Source organism: Streptomyces sp. NPDC127117 (assembly GCF_042677325.1).
Taxonomy (GTDB): domain Bacteria; phylum Actinomycetota; class Actinomycetes; order Streptomycetales; family Streptomycetaceae; genus Streptomyces.
The window spans coordinates 1-14,926 of record NZ_JBHXTM010000065.1 but is presented as its reverse complement, the minus strand read 5'-3'; the positions used below and the strand labels follow the sequence as shown (position 1 = coordinate 14,926).

Annotated in this window: 15 protein-coding genes; 10 read left to right on the top strand and 5 right to left on the bottom strand. The window is 70.8% G+C overall.

Going from position 1 to position 14,926, the window contains the following annotated elements; genetic code table 11:
• Nucleotides 1-11: 11 nt before the first annotated feature.
• Nucleotides 12-722, bottom strand: a complete 711-nt coding sequence (locus ACFVH0_RS35265; RefSeq protein ID WP_385827035.1) for a hypothetical protein — start codon at nt 720-722, stop codon at nt 12-14.
• A 338-nt stretch (nt 723-1,060) separates the two neighbouring features.
• On the opposite strand from ACFVH0_RS35265, the gene gcl reads away from it, so the two are divergent.
• A complete protein-coding gene (gcl, locus tag ACFVH0_RS35260) occupies nt 1,061-2,836 on the top strand; it encodes a glyoxylate carboligase (protein ID WP_385826991.1) in 1,776 nt (591 codons plus the stop codon).
• Here gcl and ACFVH0_RS35255 read toward each other — a convergent pair.
• Entirely contained in the window at nt 2,763-3,338 is a 576-nt protein-coding gene (locus tag ACFVH0_RS35255) for a hypothetical protein (RefSeq protein ID WP_385826989.1), read from the bottom strand. The genes gcl and ACFVH0_RS35255 overlap by 74 nt on opposite strands.
• Before the next feature lie 209 nt (nt 3,339-3,547).
• On the opposite strand from ACFVH0_RS35255, the gene ACFVH0_RS35250 reads away from it, so the two are divergent.
• Nucleotides 3,548-4,084 (top strand): hypothetical protein, encoded by a 537-nt coding sequence (locus ACFVH0_RS35250; protein ID WP_385826987.1) that lies wholly within the window; start codon nt 3,548-3,550, stop codon nt 4,082-4,084.
• A gap of 256 nt (nt 4,085-4,340) precedes the next feature.
• On the opposite strand, the gene ACFVH0_RS35245 is transcribed toward ACFVH0_RS35250, so the two are convergent.
• From ACFVH0_RS35245 to ACFVH0_RS35235, 3 genes are all read right to left on the bottom strand, one after another.
• The gene (locus ACFVH0_RS35245; RefSeq protein WP_385826985.1) at nt 4,341-5,798 is read right to left on the bottom strand and encodes a catalase; all 1,458 of its coding nucleotides are present in this window, start codon (nt 5,796-5,798) and stop codon (nt 4,341-4,343) included.
• Between the two features lie 198 nt (nt 5,799-5,996).
• Complete coding sequence (locus ACFVH0_RS35240; RefSeq protein ID WP_385826983.1) at nt 5,997-6,896, bottom strand: 2-hydroxy-3-oxopropionate reductase; 900 nt, start codon at nt 6,894-6,896, stop codon at nt 5,997-5,999.
• A gap of 47 nt (nt 6,897-6,943) precedes the next feature.
• Nucleotides 6,944-7,783, bottom strand: coding sequence for a TIM barrel protein (locus ACFVH0_RS35235; RefSeq protein ID WP_385826981.1), 840 nt, complete (start codon nt 7,781-7,783; stop codon nt 6,944-6,946).
• A gap of 223 nt (nt 7,784-8,006) precedes the next feature.
• On the opposite strand from ACFVH0_RS35235, the gene ACFVH0_RS35230 reads away from it, so the two are divergent.
• The 8 genes from ACFVH0_RS35230 to ACFVH0_RS35195 all read left to right on the top strand — a co-directional run bounded on the left by ACFVH0_RS35230 (nt 8,007) and on the right by ACFVH0_RS35195 (nt 14,881).
• Complete coding sequence (locus tag ACFVH0_RS35230; RefSeq protein ID WP_385826979.1) at nt 8,007-9,203, top strand: lactonase family protein; 1,197 nt, start codon at nt 8,007-8,009, stop codon at nt 9,201-9,203.
• A 99-nt stretch (nt 9,204-9,302) separates the two neighbouring features.
• A complete protein-coding gene (locus ACFVH0_RS35225; protein ID WP_266687880.1) occupies nt 9,303-9,554 on the top strand; it encodes a hypothetical protein in 252 nt (83 codons plus the stop codon).
• A complete protein-coding gene (locus tag ACFVH0_RS35220) occupies nt 9,551-9,928 on the top strand; it encodes a helix-turn-helix domain-containing protein (RefSeq protein ID WP_385826977.1) in 378 nt (125 codons plus the stop codon). Before ACFVH0_RS35225 ends, ACFVH0_RS35220 begins: the two co-directional genes overlap by 4 nt.
• A 190-nt stretch (nt 9,929-10,118) precedes the next feature.
• Nucleotides 10,119-10,628 (top strand): 2-oxo-4-hydroxy-4-carboxy-5-ureidoimidazoline decarboxylase, encoded by a 510-nt coding sequence (gene uraD, locus ACFVH0_RS35215; protein ID WP_385826975.1) that lies wholly within the window; start codon nt 10,119-10,121, stop codon nt 10,626-10,628.
• A gap of 5 nt (nt 10,629-10,633) precedes the next feature.
• Entirely contained in the window at nt 10,634-11,026 is a 393-nt protein-coding gene (gene uraH, locus ACFVH0_RS35210; RefSeq protein WP_259930566.1) for a hydroxyisourate hydrolase, read from the top strand.
• A gap of 5 nt (nt 11,027-11,031) precedes the next feature.
• Nucleotides 11,032-11,979 (top strand): factor-independent urate hydroxylase, encoded by a 948-nt coding sequence (gene pucL / locus ACFVH0_RS35205; protein WP_385826973.1) that lies wholly within the window; start codon nt 11,032-11,034, stop codon nt 11,977-11,979.
• 67 nt (nt 11,980-12,046) lie between these two features.
• On the top strand, nt 12,047-13,441 hold the full coding sequence (locus ACFVH0_RS35200; protein WP_385826971.1) for a nucleobase:cation symporter-2 family protein: 1,395 nt from the start codon (nt 12,047-12,049) through the stop codon (nt 13,439-13,441).
• Nucleotides 13,442-13,483: 42 nt separating this feature from the next.
• On the top strand, nt 13,484-14,881 hold the full coding sequence (locus ACFVH0_RS35195; RefSeq protein ID WP_385826969.1) for an 8-oxoguanine deaminase: 1,398 nt from the start codon (nt 13,484-13,486) through the stop codon (nt 14,879-14,881).
• Nucleotides 14,882-14,926 lie beyond the last annotated feature (45 nt).

The window sequence follows — 14,926 nt, the reverse complement described above, 5'->3', positions numbered from 1 at the left end:
AGTATGTCGCCTCAGGCGCCGGTGCTGAGCAGCTCATCGGCCGGGCTGTTGACCGGCTGCGGGGTTCCCGCCGGGTCCGTCACGAAGAGCGGCATGCCCAGGCCCTCGGCGCGCGCCGAGGCGTCCGGCGCGTAACCCGAGAGCGAGAAGAAGACGCCGGTGACCGACGCGCTGAGCGCGTGCAGCCAGAGGCACTCGACATCGCGCAGGGCGGTCGGGCGGGTGACCGTGTCGACCCGGGCGACGATCCCGGTGGCCCGCAGGTCGATCCGGGCGGGGGAGGGCTTCGGGGACTGCGCCACGTCCTGGTAGCCCAGCCACCGCAGATACCGGGCCGCGGTCGCCAGCGCGTCGCCCGCGCCGTGGATGGCGACGGCGCGGAACGCGGGCCGGGGCGCCGGGGCCGTGCGCGGCAGCGGGATGTGCGAGGGGCCGGCCGGGCCGGGCCTGTCGTCGGGAGCCGTCACCGGCCGGACCGGGATGCGCAGCACCGTCCCGCACGGGCAGCACAGCTCCGGCTGCGGCCACTGGTCCCGGCGTCCGCAGGCGGGGCAGCGCACCGTCACCCAGTCGTCTTTCCAGGTGCGCTGGGTGATCGGCACGACCCGGGCGCCGGGGAGCAGGGGCGGGGCGGTCGGTGCGCCGCACGGACAGGGGTAGGCCGGCGGGCTGTACGCATGGTCACGGCGGCAGGCCGGGCAGCGTACCGGCACCGACTCCACCATGTTCTCCCTCCGGCCCCGGGCGTGCCCCGGCGTTCTCTGCCGACGGCCGCTTCCCCGGCGCACCGAAACACGTGCGCACCGGCCGTGACGGGCCGGCTCCGCTCCGGACTCCATCGTCCACCAAGAGCGACGTCCTGGGGAGGGACTTGGCGTACTTCGCGGACGGACGCGCGCATCGGCGGCCGTGTGCGGCCTCTCTTGACGGTCGCCGGAGCGCGCTTTAGATTGACTTCCACATAACAGAATCAAATTTCCGTAATGCGGAATTGGTGCTCTCAGGTGGCGCGACAGAGCCCGACTCCACCAGGTCCGAGCAGGAGCACTCAATGCCTCGAATGACCGCTGCCCGAGCGGCAGTTGAGATCCTCAAGCGCGAAGGCGTCAGCAACGCGTTCGGTGTGCCGGGCGCGGCGATCAACCCCTTCTACGCCGCCCTCAAGGCCTCCGGCGGGGTTCATCACACGCTGGCCCGTCACGTCGAGGGCGCCTCCCACATGGCGGAGGGCTACACCCGGGCACGCCCGGGCAACATCGGCGTCTGCATCGGTACGTCGGGACCGGCCGGCACCGACATGATCACCGGCCTCTACTCCGCCATCGCCGACTCCGTCCCGATCCTCTGCATCACCGGCCAGGCCCCGACCGCGGTGCTCCACAAGGAGGACTTCCAGGCGGTCGACATCGCCTCGATCGCCGCGCCCGTCACCAAGGCCGCGACGACCGTCCTGGAGGCCGCGCAGGTCCCCGGCGTCTTCCAGCGGGCCTTCCACCTGATGCGCAGCGGCCGTCCCGGTCCGGTCCTCATCGACCTGCCCATCGACGTCCAGCTCACCGAGATCGAGTTCGACCCCGATCTGTACGAGCCGCTGCCGGTGCACAAGCCCGCCGCGACCCGCAAGCAGATCGAGCGCGCCCTGGAGCTGCTGAACGAGTCCGAGCGCCCGCTGCTCGTCGCGGGCGGCGGCATCATCAACGCCGACGCGTCCGGACTCCTCGTCGAATTCGCCGAGCTGACCGGCGTCCCGGTCGTCCCGACCCTGATGGGCTGGGGCATCATCGCCGACGACCACGCGCTGAACGCGGGCATGGTCGGCCTGCAGACCTCGCACCGCTACGGCAACGCGAACTTCCTGGAGTCCGACTTCGTCCTCGGCATCGGCAACCGCTGGGCCAACCGCCACACCGGCAAGCTGGACGTCTACACCAAGGGCCGGAAGTTCGTCCACGTCGACATCGAGCCCACCCAGCTCGGCAAGATCTTCGCCCCCGACCTCGGCATCGCCTCCGACGCCAAGGCGGCGCTGGAGCTGTTCGTCGAGGTGGCGCGCGAACTGAAGGCGGCCGGAAAGCTCAAGGACCGCTCGCGGTGGGCCGCCTCCACCCAGGAGCGCAGGGCCGCCCTCCAGCGCCGCACGCACTTCGACAACGTGCCGCTGAAGCCCCAGCGGGTGTACGAGGAGATGAACCGGGCGTTCGGCCCCGAGACCCGGTACGTCACCACCATCGGCCTCTCCCAGATCGCCGGCGCGCAGATGCTGCACGTCTACCGGCCGCGCCACTGGATCAACTGCGGCCAGGCGGGCCCGCTCGGCTGGACCATCCCGGCCGCGCTGGGCGTCGCCACGGCCGACCCGGACGGCTCCGTGGTCGCGCTCTCCGGCGACTACGACTTCCAGTTCATGCTGGAGGAGCTGGCCGTCGGGGCACAGCACCGAATCCCGTACGTCCACGTCCTGGTGAACAACTCCTACCTGGGGCTGATCCGCCAGGCGCAGCGCAACTTCGACATCGACTTCCAGGTCAACCTGGAGTTCGAGAACCTCAACTCGCCGGAGCTCGGCGTGTACGGCGTCGACCACGTCAAGGTCGTCGAGGGTCTGGGCTGCAAGGCCATCCGGGTCACCGAGCCGGACCGGCTGCTGCCGGCCTTCGAGGAGGCCAAGAAGCTGGCCGCCGAGTTCCGGGTGCCGGTGGTCGTCGAGGCGATCCTGGAGCGCGTGACGAACATCGCGATGAGCGGTACGGACATCGCGTCCGTCAACGAGTTCGAGGACATCGCGACCGACCCGTCCCACGCGCCGACCGCGATCCGCCCGCTCGCGGCGTCCTGACGCCCCGCTGACCGGCTCCTGTTCCCCCGGCCCCGAGAGACCGGGCCGGGGGAACACGGCGTACCGGCGGCGGTCGGAGCATCTGCGCGAGCGGCGCCACCGTCTCCCGGCGTTCGAGGTACTCCACCGCGGTATGGGGATTGCTGTTGGCGTTCTTCACCAGGTGGGCGCGTTCGAGCACGTCGCCGGTGTCCGGGAACAGCGTCCTGAGCCGGAGGGCGGAGACGGTGTGGTCGTCGCGGTCGGCGACGTTCGACCAGCGCCCGAGCCCGCCCGGGGTGCGCAGCGGCTGGGGGCGCAGCCGTTCCCTGATGATCGAGCGCAGACCCGGCGGCGAGCCGAAGGTGACGAGCGGCGGCAGCGGCCGGCCGAGCCGGTGCAGGGCCTCGTGGGCGACGACCGTGCCGAGAGCGAGTGCGCCATCACCGTCCTGGTGTCCGCCGTCACCCGGGACAGCACCGACTCGACAGCCCGATCGCGTACCGAATCGTCGTCGAGACACGCGGCCACCCGGCCCGGGTGTGAGACGCCGGTGCTGCTGAGCGCCGCGAAACCGGAGCGGGCGACCGGGACGAGCCGCCCCGGCATGGCAGCGACCAGCCGGACCGGGGCGTACGGACCCTGCCCGGGACCGGTCTCCGCGCACCCCGGCTGGTGCGTGACCGGCCGGCCGTCCTCGGCGCGGACCCCCCTCGGGTCGTCCTCGGCCGGATGAACATCCGCAGGTTCCTGGGAGAGGCGGGGCGGCGCCAGGAGGCGCTCGACGCGTACCGCGCGCCGCTTCCGGACGTGACCCGCATCCGGGGCGAGAACCACCCCAACACCCTGCCGGTGCGGCTGAACATCGCCCGCCACACCTGCGAACCGAGCTATCCGGCAAGCTCGTCTGCCCTGCACGAGAAGCTGATCGAGGACCAGCGGCGGGTCAACGGCGCGGACCACCCGACGGTGATGATCTCCCGCTACAACATGGCCATGCTCAAGGCCGGGCCGGGTGACCCCGCCACCGCGCCGGCCGAGCCGGACGACCTCCACCGGGACCGGCTCGCGCGCTGTCGCAACCCCCTCCACACCGAGGTGATCACGACGTCCTGCGGACGGGCCCTGGTCGGCGCACAGTTCGGCGACGTGGCCGGCGCCGTCGAGACGATGCGCGCGGTACGGGCCGACGGGGCGAGCGCGCTGGGCGAGGAGCACCCGAGCACCCTCCCGGCGGAGGCGGCGCTGAACGACCTGCCGGCCGGGTGACGGGCTCCGGACACGACGGAAAGGGCGTGGCGCACGGGGACCGTATCCGTGCGCCACGCCCCGGTACCGGGAAGTGACAGGGGTCGCGGCGGCGGCGATCGGGCCGGGAGGGTTCGTCCTCTTCAGGTCAGAGGACGAGGAGGCACCCGGCCCTCACCACCGCACTGGCATCGCACAACCGCCGCGACCTCGTCCTGCCCGCACCGCGCGTCACCCCTCATCCGGGTGCGCGGCGCGAGCAGGGCTCGGCGGAGACTCAGTCCTCGCGCAGGGCGCGGACCGCCTCCTCCACGCGCTTGCCGTAGTCGGCGTCGGCGGCGTGGAAGTGGGCGAGGTTCTTCTCGATCACGTCGTCGCGGGTCACCTGGGACAGGCCCCCGGCGATGTTCGCGACCAGACGGCCCTTCTCGTCCTCGGACATGAGCCGGTACAGCTCACCCGCCTGGAAGAAGTCGTCGTCCTTGGTGTGGGCGGGCGCCGCGTGGGTGCCGGTCCAGCCGTGGATCGCGAGCGGGGCGGAGAGTGCCGCGTCGGTCTGGGCCGGGCCGGCGTACGAGTTGGGCTCGTAGTTCTTGTCGTGGCGCGAGCCGTTGCGGGTGGCGTGCAGACCGTCGCGGCCGTAGTTGTCGACGACGGCGGTGCGCGGCGCGTTCACCGGGAGCTGGGTGTGGTTGACGCCCAGCCGGTAGCGGTGCGCGTCCGCGTAGGCGAACAGCCGGCCCTGGAGCATCTTGTCCGGCGAGGGGCCGATGCCGGGCACGAAGTTGTTCGGGGAGAACGCGGCCTGCTCGACCTCGGCGAAGACATTGTCCGGGTTGCGGTCCAGCACCAGCCGGCCCACCCGCTGGAGCGGGTAGTCGCTGTGCGGCCACACCTTGGTCAGGTCGAACGGGTTGAAGCGGTAGCCCGCGGCCTCGGCCGCCGGCATGACCTGCACGTACAGCGTCCAGGACGGGTTCATCCCGCGCTCGATGGACTGGAGCAGGTCCGTCTGGTGCGAACTGCCGTCCTTGCCCGCGAGTTCGGCGGCCTGCTCGCTGGAGAGGGACCGCACGCCCTGGTTCGTCTTGAAGTGGTACTTGACGAAGAAGGCCTCGCCCTCGGCGTTCGTCCACTGGTACGTGTGCGAGCCGTAGCCGTTCATGTGACGGTAGGAGGCGGGGATGCCCCGGTCGCCCATCAGCCAGGTGACCTGGTGCGTGGCCTCGGGGGCGTGGGCCCAGAAGTCCCAGACGTTGTCCGGCTCCTGACGGCCCGTGAACGGGTCGCGCTTCTGCGAGTGGATGAAGTCGGGGAACTTGACCGGGTCCTTGATGAAGAACACCGGGGTGTTGTTACCGACCAGGTCGTAATTGCCCTCGTCCGTATAGAACTTGAGGGCGAAGCCGCGCGGGTCGCGCACCGCGTCCGCGCCGCCCAGCGAGTCGGCGACGGTGGAGAAGCGGATGAACGTGTCGGTGCGCCTGCCGATGGCGGAGAGGAAGTCGGCGCGGGTGAATCCGGTGACGTCGTCGGTCACTTCGAAGTAGCCGTACGCGCCGGAGCCGCGGGCGTGGACCACGCGCTCCGGGATGCGCTCCCGGTTGAAACGGGCCAGCTTCTCCAGCAGGTGCTGGTCCTGGAGGAGGATCGGGCCACCGACACCGGCGGTGGCGGAGTTCTGGTTGTCGGCGACCGGGGCGCCTGACTCGGTCGTAAGCACACGCTGCGTCATGGTGTCGGGGCGACCTTCCGTACGGGAGCTGCTGAACTGCGACGGCTCGGGGCTCCAGGAGCGTAAGTACGCCCCGAACCCGACGTCAACAGTTTGTTGAATTTGGTGGCTGGTGTTCCGGACGGCCCCGACGCCTGGGCGCGACAGGACAGGTGTCAGCGCCGGCGCCGTCCGGAAGTCTCTGGTGTGCCGGCCCGGTCAGGCCTGGACGGGCTGACCCGACAGGCGCTCGACCGAGCGCAGCAGCGCCGAGTGGTCCAGGCCGCCGTCGCCCTGGGCGCGCAGCGAGGCGACGAGCTGGGCGACCACGGCACCGACGGGCAGCGCGGCACCGACATTGCGGGCGGCGTCCGTGACGATGCCCATGTCCTTGTGGTGCAGGTCGATCCGGAAGCCCGGTGCGAAGTCCCGCTTCAGGAAGTTGTCCTTCTTGCGGGTCAGGACGGTCGAGCCGGCCAGTCCGCCGCCCAGCACGTCCAGTGCGGCGGCGAGGTCGACGCCGGACTTCTCCAGGAAGACGACGGCCTCGGCGCAGGCCTGGATGTTCACCGCGACGATCAGCTGGTTGGCGGCCTTCACCGTCTGGCCGGAGCCGTGCGGACCGCACAGCACGATGGTCCTGCCGAGCGCGCGCAGGATCGGCTGGGCCTCGTCGAAGTCGCTCTGCCCGCCGCCGACCATGATCGACAGCACCGCCTCGACGGCACCGGCCTCACCGCCGGAGACCGGGGCGTCGAGCACCCGGATCCCCTTGTCCTTCGCGTTCTTCGCGAGGTCCACGGAGGTCTGCGGGGTGATCGACGACATGTCGATCAGCAGCGCTCCGCGCCTGGCGTTCTCCAGGATGCCGTCGGGGCCGTAGGCGATGGCCTCGACCTGCGGGGAGGCGGGCACCATCGTGATGACGACATCGGCGTCCCGGACCGCCTCGGCGACCGAACTCGCGCCGGTGCCGCCGGCCGCGACCAGCCGGTCGATCTTCGCCTGCTCCAGGGTGTGACCGGTGACGTCGTACCCGGCCTTGATCAGGTTCTCGGACATGGGGGAGCCCATGATGCCGAGGCCGATCCACGCAACCTTGGGGAGGTTGTTGCTCATGAGGGTGCCTTCCGATAAGCGTGTGTACGAGGGGGAGTCCGCCGCCCTCAGCGGGCGGCCCGCGCGGTGGCCGGGAGCCACTCGAAGGCCTCGGCGCTCGGCCGGTCGCCCGGCTTGTACTCCAGGCCGACCCAGCCGTCGTAACCGGCCTTCGTCAGCTCGTCGAGGAGCTGCTCCAGCGGGAGCGAGCCGGTGCCGGGCGCGCCGCGCCCCGGGTTGTCGGCGATCTGGACGTGGCCGGTCCTGCCGGCGTACGCCGTGATGACCCGGCTCAGGTCCTCGCCGTTCATCGACAGGTGGTACAGGTCCAGCAGGAACTTCGCGTTCCCGAGGCCGGTCGCCGCGTTGACCTTGTCGACGATCTCGATCCCGGCCGGCGCGCTCACCAGTGGGTAGCGCGGCGACTCCGGCTCGTTGAGGGTCTCGATCAGGAGTACCGCCCCGATCCGGTCGGCCGCGCGGGCGGCGGTCACCAGGTTCTCCAGGGCGAGTTCGTCCTGCACCGCCGGGTCCACGCCGTCGACGCGGTTGCCGTACAGCGCGTTGAGCGCCTTGCAGCCGACCGAGGCGGCGAAGCCGGCCGCCACGTCGATATTGGCGCGGAAGCGGTCCGACTCCGTGCCGGGCACGGAGAGCGCGCCGCGGTCGGGGCCGGGCAGCTGTCCGGCGTAGAAGTTCAGTCCCACCAACTGCGTGCCCGCGTCGTCGAGCGCCTTCTTGAGGGCGTCGAGCTCGGCCTGCGGCGGAGTGGGGGTCTCGATCCAGGGCCACCACAGCTCGACCGCCGTGAAGCCGGCCGCGGCGGCGGCCGCGGGGCGCTCCAGGAGCGGGAGTTCCGTGAAGAGGATCGAAAGGTTCACATCGAAGCGCTGGTCCGGGTAGCCCATGAGGGTTCGGCGCTCCTTCCGTATTGCGGAAGTTAGTTTCTACGTAACGGAAGATTGCCCGGAGCTGTGGAAGCTGTCAAGGGGGTGCCCGGAATTCGGGCCCGGTGACTTCGTGCGGGTTGCGCAAGGTGGACCCCCAATTGCGCCGGTTGCCGACGGGGCTCGCGCCGCGTCAGGGTTGCTGGTGCGACCGATGCAGCCGACCCCACACGAGGTGTCTCGCATGAACCACGCCACCAGCCGGCGCGCCGTCCTCGGAGCGCTCCTCGCGGGCGCGGCCCTGTCGGCGGCTCCCGCGCCGCCCCGCTCCCCGCTCCCCGCGCCGGATCCCGCCGCCGCGGTCGGCCCGCGCCCGCGCACCACCCCGCGCCTGCTGATCGGCACGTACACCTCGGCCGAGGGCGGCGGCACCGGGATCGGGACGGCCGGCTACGACGCCACCACCGGGGCGATCACCGCCGGCCCGGTGATCGCGGGCGTCGACAACCCTTCGTACCTGGCCATGCACCCCTCGGGCAGCACCGTCTACGCGGTCGACGAACAGGAAGAGGGCGGCGTAAGTGCCGTGGCCCTGTCGCCGGACGGCGGCCACCGGGTGCTGGGCACGCGCGGTACGGGCGGGGCCGGGCCCACCCATCTGTCCGTCCACCCCACGGGGAAGTGGCTGCTCAGCGCGAACTACACCTCGGGCAGCGTCGCGGTGCACCCCGTCCGGGACGACGGCTCGCTGGGGGAGCGCACGGACCTGGTCGCCCACACCGCGCCGCCGCCCGGCCCCGGCCAGGACGGGCCGCACGCCCACCAGATCATCACCACCCCCGACGGCGGCCACGTCCTCGCCGTCGACCTCGGCAACGACACCGTGTACACGTACCGGCTGGACGAGCGGCGCGGCACCCTGGACCAGGTCTCCCACGCGGCGCTGCGCCCCGGCGCCGGACCCCGGCACCTCACGTTCCACCCCGGCGGCCGCCACGCCTACCTGGCCTGCGAGGTCGACAACACCGCGGTCGTCTGCGGCTACGACCCGGCCACCGGCACCCTCTCGCCGGGCGCCCCGCAGCCCACCGGGACCGGGCCGGGCACGAGCTACCCCGCGCAGTTCCTGGTCACCGGCGACGGCCGGTTCGCCTACCTCGCCAACCGGGGGCACAACAGCCTCACGCGCTACGCCGTCGAGGACGACGGGGCCGTGCTCCGGCTGCTCGGCACCGTGCCCGTCGGCGGCGACTTCCCCCGGCAGATCGCCTTCTCGCCCGACGGGAAACTGCTCTTCGCGGCCAACCAGAGGTCCAGCACGGTGACGGTCTTCCGGGTCGGCTCCCGCGACGGCGGCCTGACCCGCACGGGTGCGGCGTTCGCCGCCCCGGTCGCCGTCTGCGTACTGCCGTACGCGGGCGTGCGCCCGGCCGGTCACTGAGGGCGGATCGATCTCCCCACGGCCCCGGCGCAGGTCCGTTAGGGTCGGGCGCGAGCCGCAGGCTTCACAGCGACGCGGCGAACGCATGAGGGAGGCACAGTGCGCTTGAGAGTGGAGTTCACCACCGAGCCCTTCGATCTCGACGAGGCGCCCGCCCACGCGGTCGTGGCCCGCGAGGTCATCCAGTCGGCCGACCTGGACGCCGTGGACGTCGGACCCTTCGGCAACACGGCGGAGGGCGGTGCGGACGAAGTGCTCACCGCGGTGGACTCGCTGCTGCGCCGCGCCCTGGCATCGGGTGCCACCCGGGTGTCCCTCCAGGTGAATGTGGTCGGGGAGGACTCCCAGTGACCGAACCGGCCGACCACCCGCTCGTCACCGCGGTCAAACCGCTCGTCGACGCCATGGGCGCCGAGCTGCTCGGGCCCGAGCAGGCCCAGCCCGACGATGTCGTACTGGCCTGGGAGGGCGAGGACGTCATAGCCGTCCGGCTGCCCCAGCTCTCCGAGTCGCTCGATCACATCCTGGCCGCCATGGAACGCCGGCACGGTATGCCGCTCGCCGAGCTGGACCGCCGCACCAAGCAGTCGGTGGTGCGGGCCCTGGAGGCACGTGGTGCCTTCTCCGTACGGCACGGCGTGGAGACGGTGGCGGGCGCGCTCGGGGTCAGCCGCTTCACCGTCTACAACTACCTGAACAGGGAAAATGCCGCCAAAGGCGAGTAGTTGAGGCGGTAGGTGAGCGAAGGCCGTGCAAGGTCGCGGAGGGCCGTCGTCCGGAGTACCGGGCGACGGCTTTTTACATTCGCGTAATTTCAACAAAGTGTTGACGTGGTGTTGTGGAGGGCGTTAGCTATCCGCAGCCCGACCGACGCGAAGCGAAAAACGCACAGCGAAAACAGCCACGGAGGCTCCCGTGACTTCGAGCACCACGCCGGGCCTCGCCCGGTTCAACACCCTGGCGGACGACGAGGCCACCACCGCACTGCACGAGGTGTGCGCCAGCGCGGCATGGGGCAGAGAGATCCTCTCCCGACGCCCGTACGCCACCGCCGAAGCCCTCCTGAGCGCCAGTGACGCCGCCACGGCCGCACTGACCACCCAGGATCTGGCGGACGCGATGGCCGGTCACCCGCCGATCGGCCGCCCGAAGCCCGGAGACCCGGCCTCCTCCCGCGAACAGCGCGGAATGGCCGGCGCCACCGAGGAACTCAAGGCCGAGATGCTCGAACTGAACCTGGCCTACCAGGAGCGGTTCGGACATGTCTTCCTGATCTGCGCCACCGGAGCCACCGGTGAGCAGATGCGCGACGCGGTGAAGTCCCGGATCGGGAACTCGCCCGAGCAGGAGCGCGGGAATGTGCGCACCGAGCTGGGCAAGATCAACCGCATCCGGCTGACCCGTCTCGTAACCGAAGGAGAGTGACGGTCTTGAGCACCGACACCACCGCATCGGTGTCCACCCACATCCTGGACACCAGCATCGGCCGCCCCGCGGCGGCCGTCGCCGTCACGCTCGCCGCCCGCAGCGGCAGCGGCGCACCGTGGGCGGCGCTCGGCGGATCCGCGACCGACGCGGACGGGCGATGCAAGGACCTGCCGGCGCTGCCGGAGGGCACCACCCATGTACGTCTCGACTTCGAGACCGAGGCGTACTTCGCAGCCAAGAAGCAAGCCGAGGCGCAGCAGGACGCCCCCCGCGTAAGGGACAGCGGTGCCTTCTTCCCGGAAGTGGCGATCACCTTCGCCGTCGTCCCGGGCGAGCACTACCACGTACCGCTGCTGCTCAACCCGTTCGGCTACTCCGTTTACCGAGGGAGCTAGCAGACATGCCCACGATTCTCGGCCAGAACCAGTACGGCAAAGCAGAGAACCGCGTCGTCAAGATCACCAGGGACGGCGACACCCACCACATCAAGGACCTGAACGTCTCCGTCGCCCTCTCCGGCGACCTGGACGACGTCCACTACAACGGTTCGAACGCCAACTGCCTTCCGACGGACACCACGAAGAACACCTGCTTCGCGTTCGCCAAGGAATACGGCATCGAGTCGGCCGAGCAGTACGGCATCCACCTCGCCCGGCACTTCGTGGACAGCCAGCCCTCGATCCACCGCGCGCGCATCCGCATCGAGGAGTACGCCTGGGAGCGCATCGCCGGCTCCGACGGCAACTCCAGGTTCATCGGCGCCGACGAGGTCAAGCACTCCTTCGTACGCAAGGGCCAGGAGACCCGCCTCGCGCAGATCACGTACTCCGCCGGAGGTGACGGGGGGGCGAAGTTCGAAGTCCTGTCCGGGCTCAAGGACCTGACCGTGATGAACTCCACGAACTCCGAGTTCTGGGGCTACATCAAGGACAAGTACACGACGCTCCAGGAGGACTACGACCGCATCCTCGCCACATCCCTGTCGACGTGGTGGCGGCACAACTGGACCTCCGACGAGCAGCGCATGCCGCAGTGGGAGAAGTCCTACGAGCAGGCCAGGAAGCACATCCTCCAGGCGTTCGTGGAGACGTACTCGCTCTCGCTCCAGCAGACGCTGTACCAGATGGGTTCGCGGGTCATCAACAGCCGCAGCGAGATCGACGAGATCCGCTTCTCCGCCCCCAACAAGCACCACTTCCGGCAGGACCTCTCCGCCTTCGGGCTGGAGAACGAAGCCAAGGACGGCGCCGTGTACTACGCCGCCGACCGACCCTACGGCCTGATCGAGGCCACCATCCTGCGCGACGGCTGCGAGCCGCACATCCCGGTCGACATGACCAACCTCTGACGCGGGGCGCGCATCCCCGCCGCCCGCAGCCGGCGGGGATGCGCCACACCGGAGGGAACAACCAGCCATGGCAACGCCTGCAAAAGGGCCGGCAGAAGGCCCGTGTTCCACCCGGCCGGAAGGACCCGAGGTCCACCCGGTCGACCAGAAGCTCCACCCCTCGCGGCTCGTCCCCGCCGCGCTCCAGCACATCGCCGCCATGTACGCGGGAGTGGTCACGCCCCCGCTCATCATCGGCCAGGCCGTCCGCCTCGACACCGCGGGACAGACCCGGCTCATCGCCGCCAGTCTGCTCATCGCCGGTGTGGCCACCCTCCTGCAGACCCTCGGGGTCAAGGGCTTCGTCGGCAACCGGCTGCCCTTCGTCAACGCCGCCTCCTCGGCCGGTATCGCGCCGATGCTCGCCATCGCCGAGACCAACGCCACGGGCGACCAACTCCCGGCGATCTACGGCGCGGTGATGGTCGCCGGTGTCTTCTGTCTCGCCGTCGGACCGTTCTTCGGCAGGCTCCTGCGCTTCTTCCCGCCGCTGGTCACGGGCGTCGTCATCACCCTCATCGGGGTGACCCTGATGCCCGTCCCGGTCGCCTGGGCACAGGGCGGCGACAGGACCGCCGCCGACTTCGGAGACATGAAGTACCTGGCACTCGCCGCCTTCACACTCCTCGTCATCCTGCTGATCCAGCGCTTCGGCCGCGGCTTCGTCAGGCAAGTCGCCCTGCTGCTCGGCCTGTTGATCGGAACCCTGGCCGCGATCCCGTTCGGCATGGCGGACTTCGGAACGCTCCGATCGGCCCCCGTCGCCGCGCTGCCGACGCCCTTCGCGTTCGGCGCCCCCGAGTTCCAGCCCGCCGCGATCATCTCGCTCTGCCTGGTGACGCTCGTCCTGATGACGGAGTCCAGCGCCGGAATGCTCGCCATCGGCGAGATCTGCGACCGTGAGACCGACGGCAGGACCATCACCCGGGGCCTGCGCACCGACGGCATCGCCACCCTCCTCGGCCCCGTCTTCGGCGGCTTCCCCACCTCCGCCTTCGCCCAGAACGTCGGCGTCGTCTCGCTGACCAGGGTCCGCAGCCGCTACGTCGTCGCCGCGGCCGGAGGCGCGCTGCTGGTCCTCGGTGTCTTCCCGGTGCTCGGCGCGGTGGTCTCCACGGTGCCGATGCCCGTCCTCGGCGGAGCCGGCATCGTACTGTTCGGCTCGATCGCGGTGAGCGGCATCCGTACCCTCTCCGAGGCCGGACTCGACGACAGCTCCAACATCATCCTGGTCGCCGTGGCACTCGGCGCGGGCATCATCCCGCTCGCCGCGCCCGGCTTCTACGCCGGATTCCCGTCCTGGGCGCAGACCGTCCTGGGCTCCGGCATCAGCGCCGGAGCGCTCGTCGCGGTCCTGCTCAACCTGTTCTTCCACCATCTCGGCACCCACGGCCGCCGGGCCGTGGCACTCAAATCCTCCTAGGGTCCTGCCGTGCCCGCACCGCCGGAAAGAGAAGGAAGCACCATGGCAGCATCGGCAGCCCCTGAGCATGTGGAACGCATCGTCATCGAGAACTGTTCGATCGCGACCGTCGACGCCGACGACACCGAGTACGCCTCGGGCCATGTCGTCGTCGCGGGCAACCGCATCGAATCGGTCGGCGCCGGCCGGGCACCCGAGGGTGCGGCGAACGTCGTACGCCGCATCGACGGCACCGGACATCTGGTCACCCCCGGCCTGATCAACACGCACCACCACTTCTACCAGTGGATCACCAGGGGGCTGGCCACCGACCACAACCTGTTCGACTGGCTGGTCGCCCTCTACCCCACCTGGGCGCGCATCGACGAGCCGATGGTCCGCGCCGCCGCCCAGGGCTCGCTCGCCATGATGGCCCGCGGCGGCGTCACCACCGCCATGGACCACCACTACGTCTACCCGCAGGGGTCCGGCGACCTGTCCGGCGCCATCATCGGGGCCGCCCGTGACATGGGCGTACGGTTCACCCTCGCCCGCGGGTCCATGGACCGCAGCGTCAAGGACGGCGGGCTGCCGCCGGACTTCGCCGTGGAGACCCTCGAAGGCGCACTGGCCGGCACCGAGGCGACCATCGACGCGCACCACGACGCCTCGTTCGACGCGATGACCCAGGTCGCGGCCGCACCCTGCTCACCGTTCTCCATCTCCACCGAACTGCTGCGCCAGGGCGCCGAACTGGCCCGCCGCAAGGGGGTGCGCATGCACACCCATGGCTCGGAGACCGTGGAGGAGGAGAAGTTCTGCCACGAGCTGTTCGGGATGGGGCCGACCGATTACTTCGAGTCCACCGGCTGGCTAGGCGAGGACGTGTGGATGGCGCACTGCGTCCACATGAACGACTCCGACATCGCCGCCTTCGCCCGCACCGGAACCGGCGTCGCGCACTGCCCCTCGTCCAACGCCCGGCTCGCCGCGGGCATCGCCCGCGTCCCCGACATGCTCGCGGCCGGCGTCCCGGTCGGCCTCGGCGTCGACGGCACCGCCTCCAACGAGTCCGGCGAGCTCCACACCGAGCTGCGCAACGCCCTGCTCATCAACCGTCTCGGCGCCCACCGGGAGAAGGCGCTGAACGCGCGCCAGGCACTGCGCCTGGGAACGTACGGTGGCGCCCAGGTGCTCGGCCGCGCCGACCAGATCGGCTCCCTGGAGCCCGGCAAGCTCGCCGACCTGGTGCTCTGGAAGCTCGACACTCTCGCCCACGCCTCCATCGCCGACCCGGTGACCGCGCTCGTCTTCGGCGCGGCGGCCCCCGTCACGCTCTCCCTGGTCAACGGCAGGCCGGTCGTCGAGGACAACCACCTGATCACAGCGGACGAGGACGCCATCGCCCGTGCCACCCGCGACGAGGCCCGCCGCCTCGCCACGATCGCCGCCGGAGCCTGACCCTCCGCGGCACCCCCGATACCGGCCGGCCGAGGGGGACGGCCC

Excerpts from the sequence above, each read along its gene's own strand:
- ACFVH0_RS35200 (WP_385826971.1), top strand. The coding sequence starts at position 12,047 with ATGGCAACGCCTGCAAAAGGGCCGGCAGAAGGCCCGTGTTCCACCCGG.
- gcl (WP_385826991.1), top strand. The coding sequence starts at position 1,061 with ATGACCGCTGCCCGAGCGGCAGTTGAGATCCTCAAGCGCGAAGGCGTC.
- pucL (WP_385826973.1), top strand. The coding sequence starts at position 11,032 with ATGCCCACGATTCTCGGCCAGAACCAGTACGGCAAAGCAGAGAACCGC.
- ACFVH0_RS35240 (WP_385826983.1), bottom strand. The coding sequence starts at position 6,896 with ATGAGCAACAACCTCCCCAAGGTTGCGTGGATCGGCCTCGGCATCATG.
- ACFVH0_RS35230 (WP_385826979.1), top strand. The coding sequence starts at position 8,007 with ATGAACCACGCCACCAGCCGGCGCGCCGTCCTCGGAGCGCTCCTCGCG.
- ACFVH0_RS35195 (WP_385826969.1), top strand. The coding sequence starts at position 13,484 with ATGGCAGCATCGGCAGCCCCTGAGCATGTGGAACGCATCGTCATCGAG.
- ACFVH0_RS35235 (WP_385826981.1), bottom strand. The coding sequence starts at position 7,783 with ATGGGCTACCCGGACCAGCGCTTCGATGTGAACCTTTCGATCCTCTTC.
- ACFVH0_RS35250 (WP_385826987.1), top strand. The coding sequence starts at position 3,548 with ATGAACATCCGCAGGTTCCTGGGAGAGGCGGGGCGGCGCCAGGAGGCG.
- ACFVH0_RS35245 (WP_385826985.1), bottom strand. The coding sequence starts at position 5,798 with ATGACGCAGCGTGTGCTTACGACCGAGTCAGGCGCCCCGGTCGCCGAC.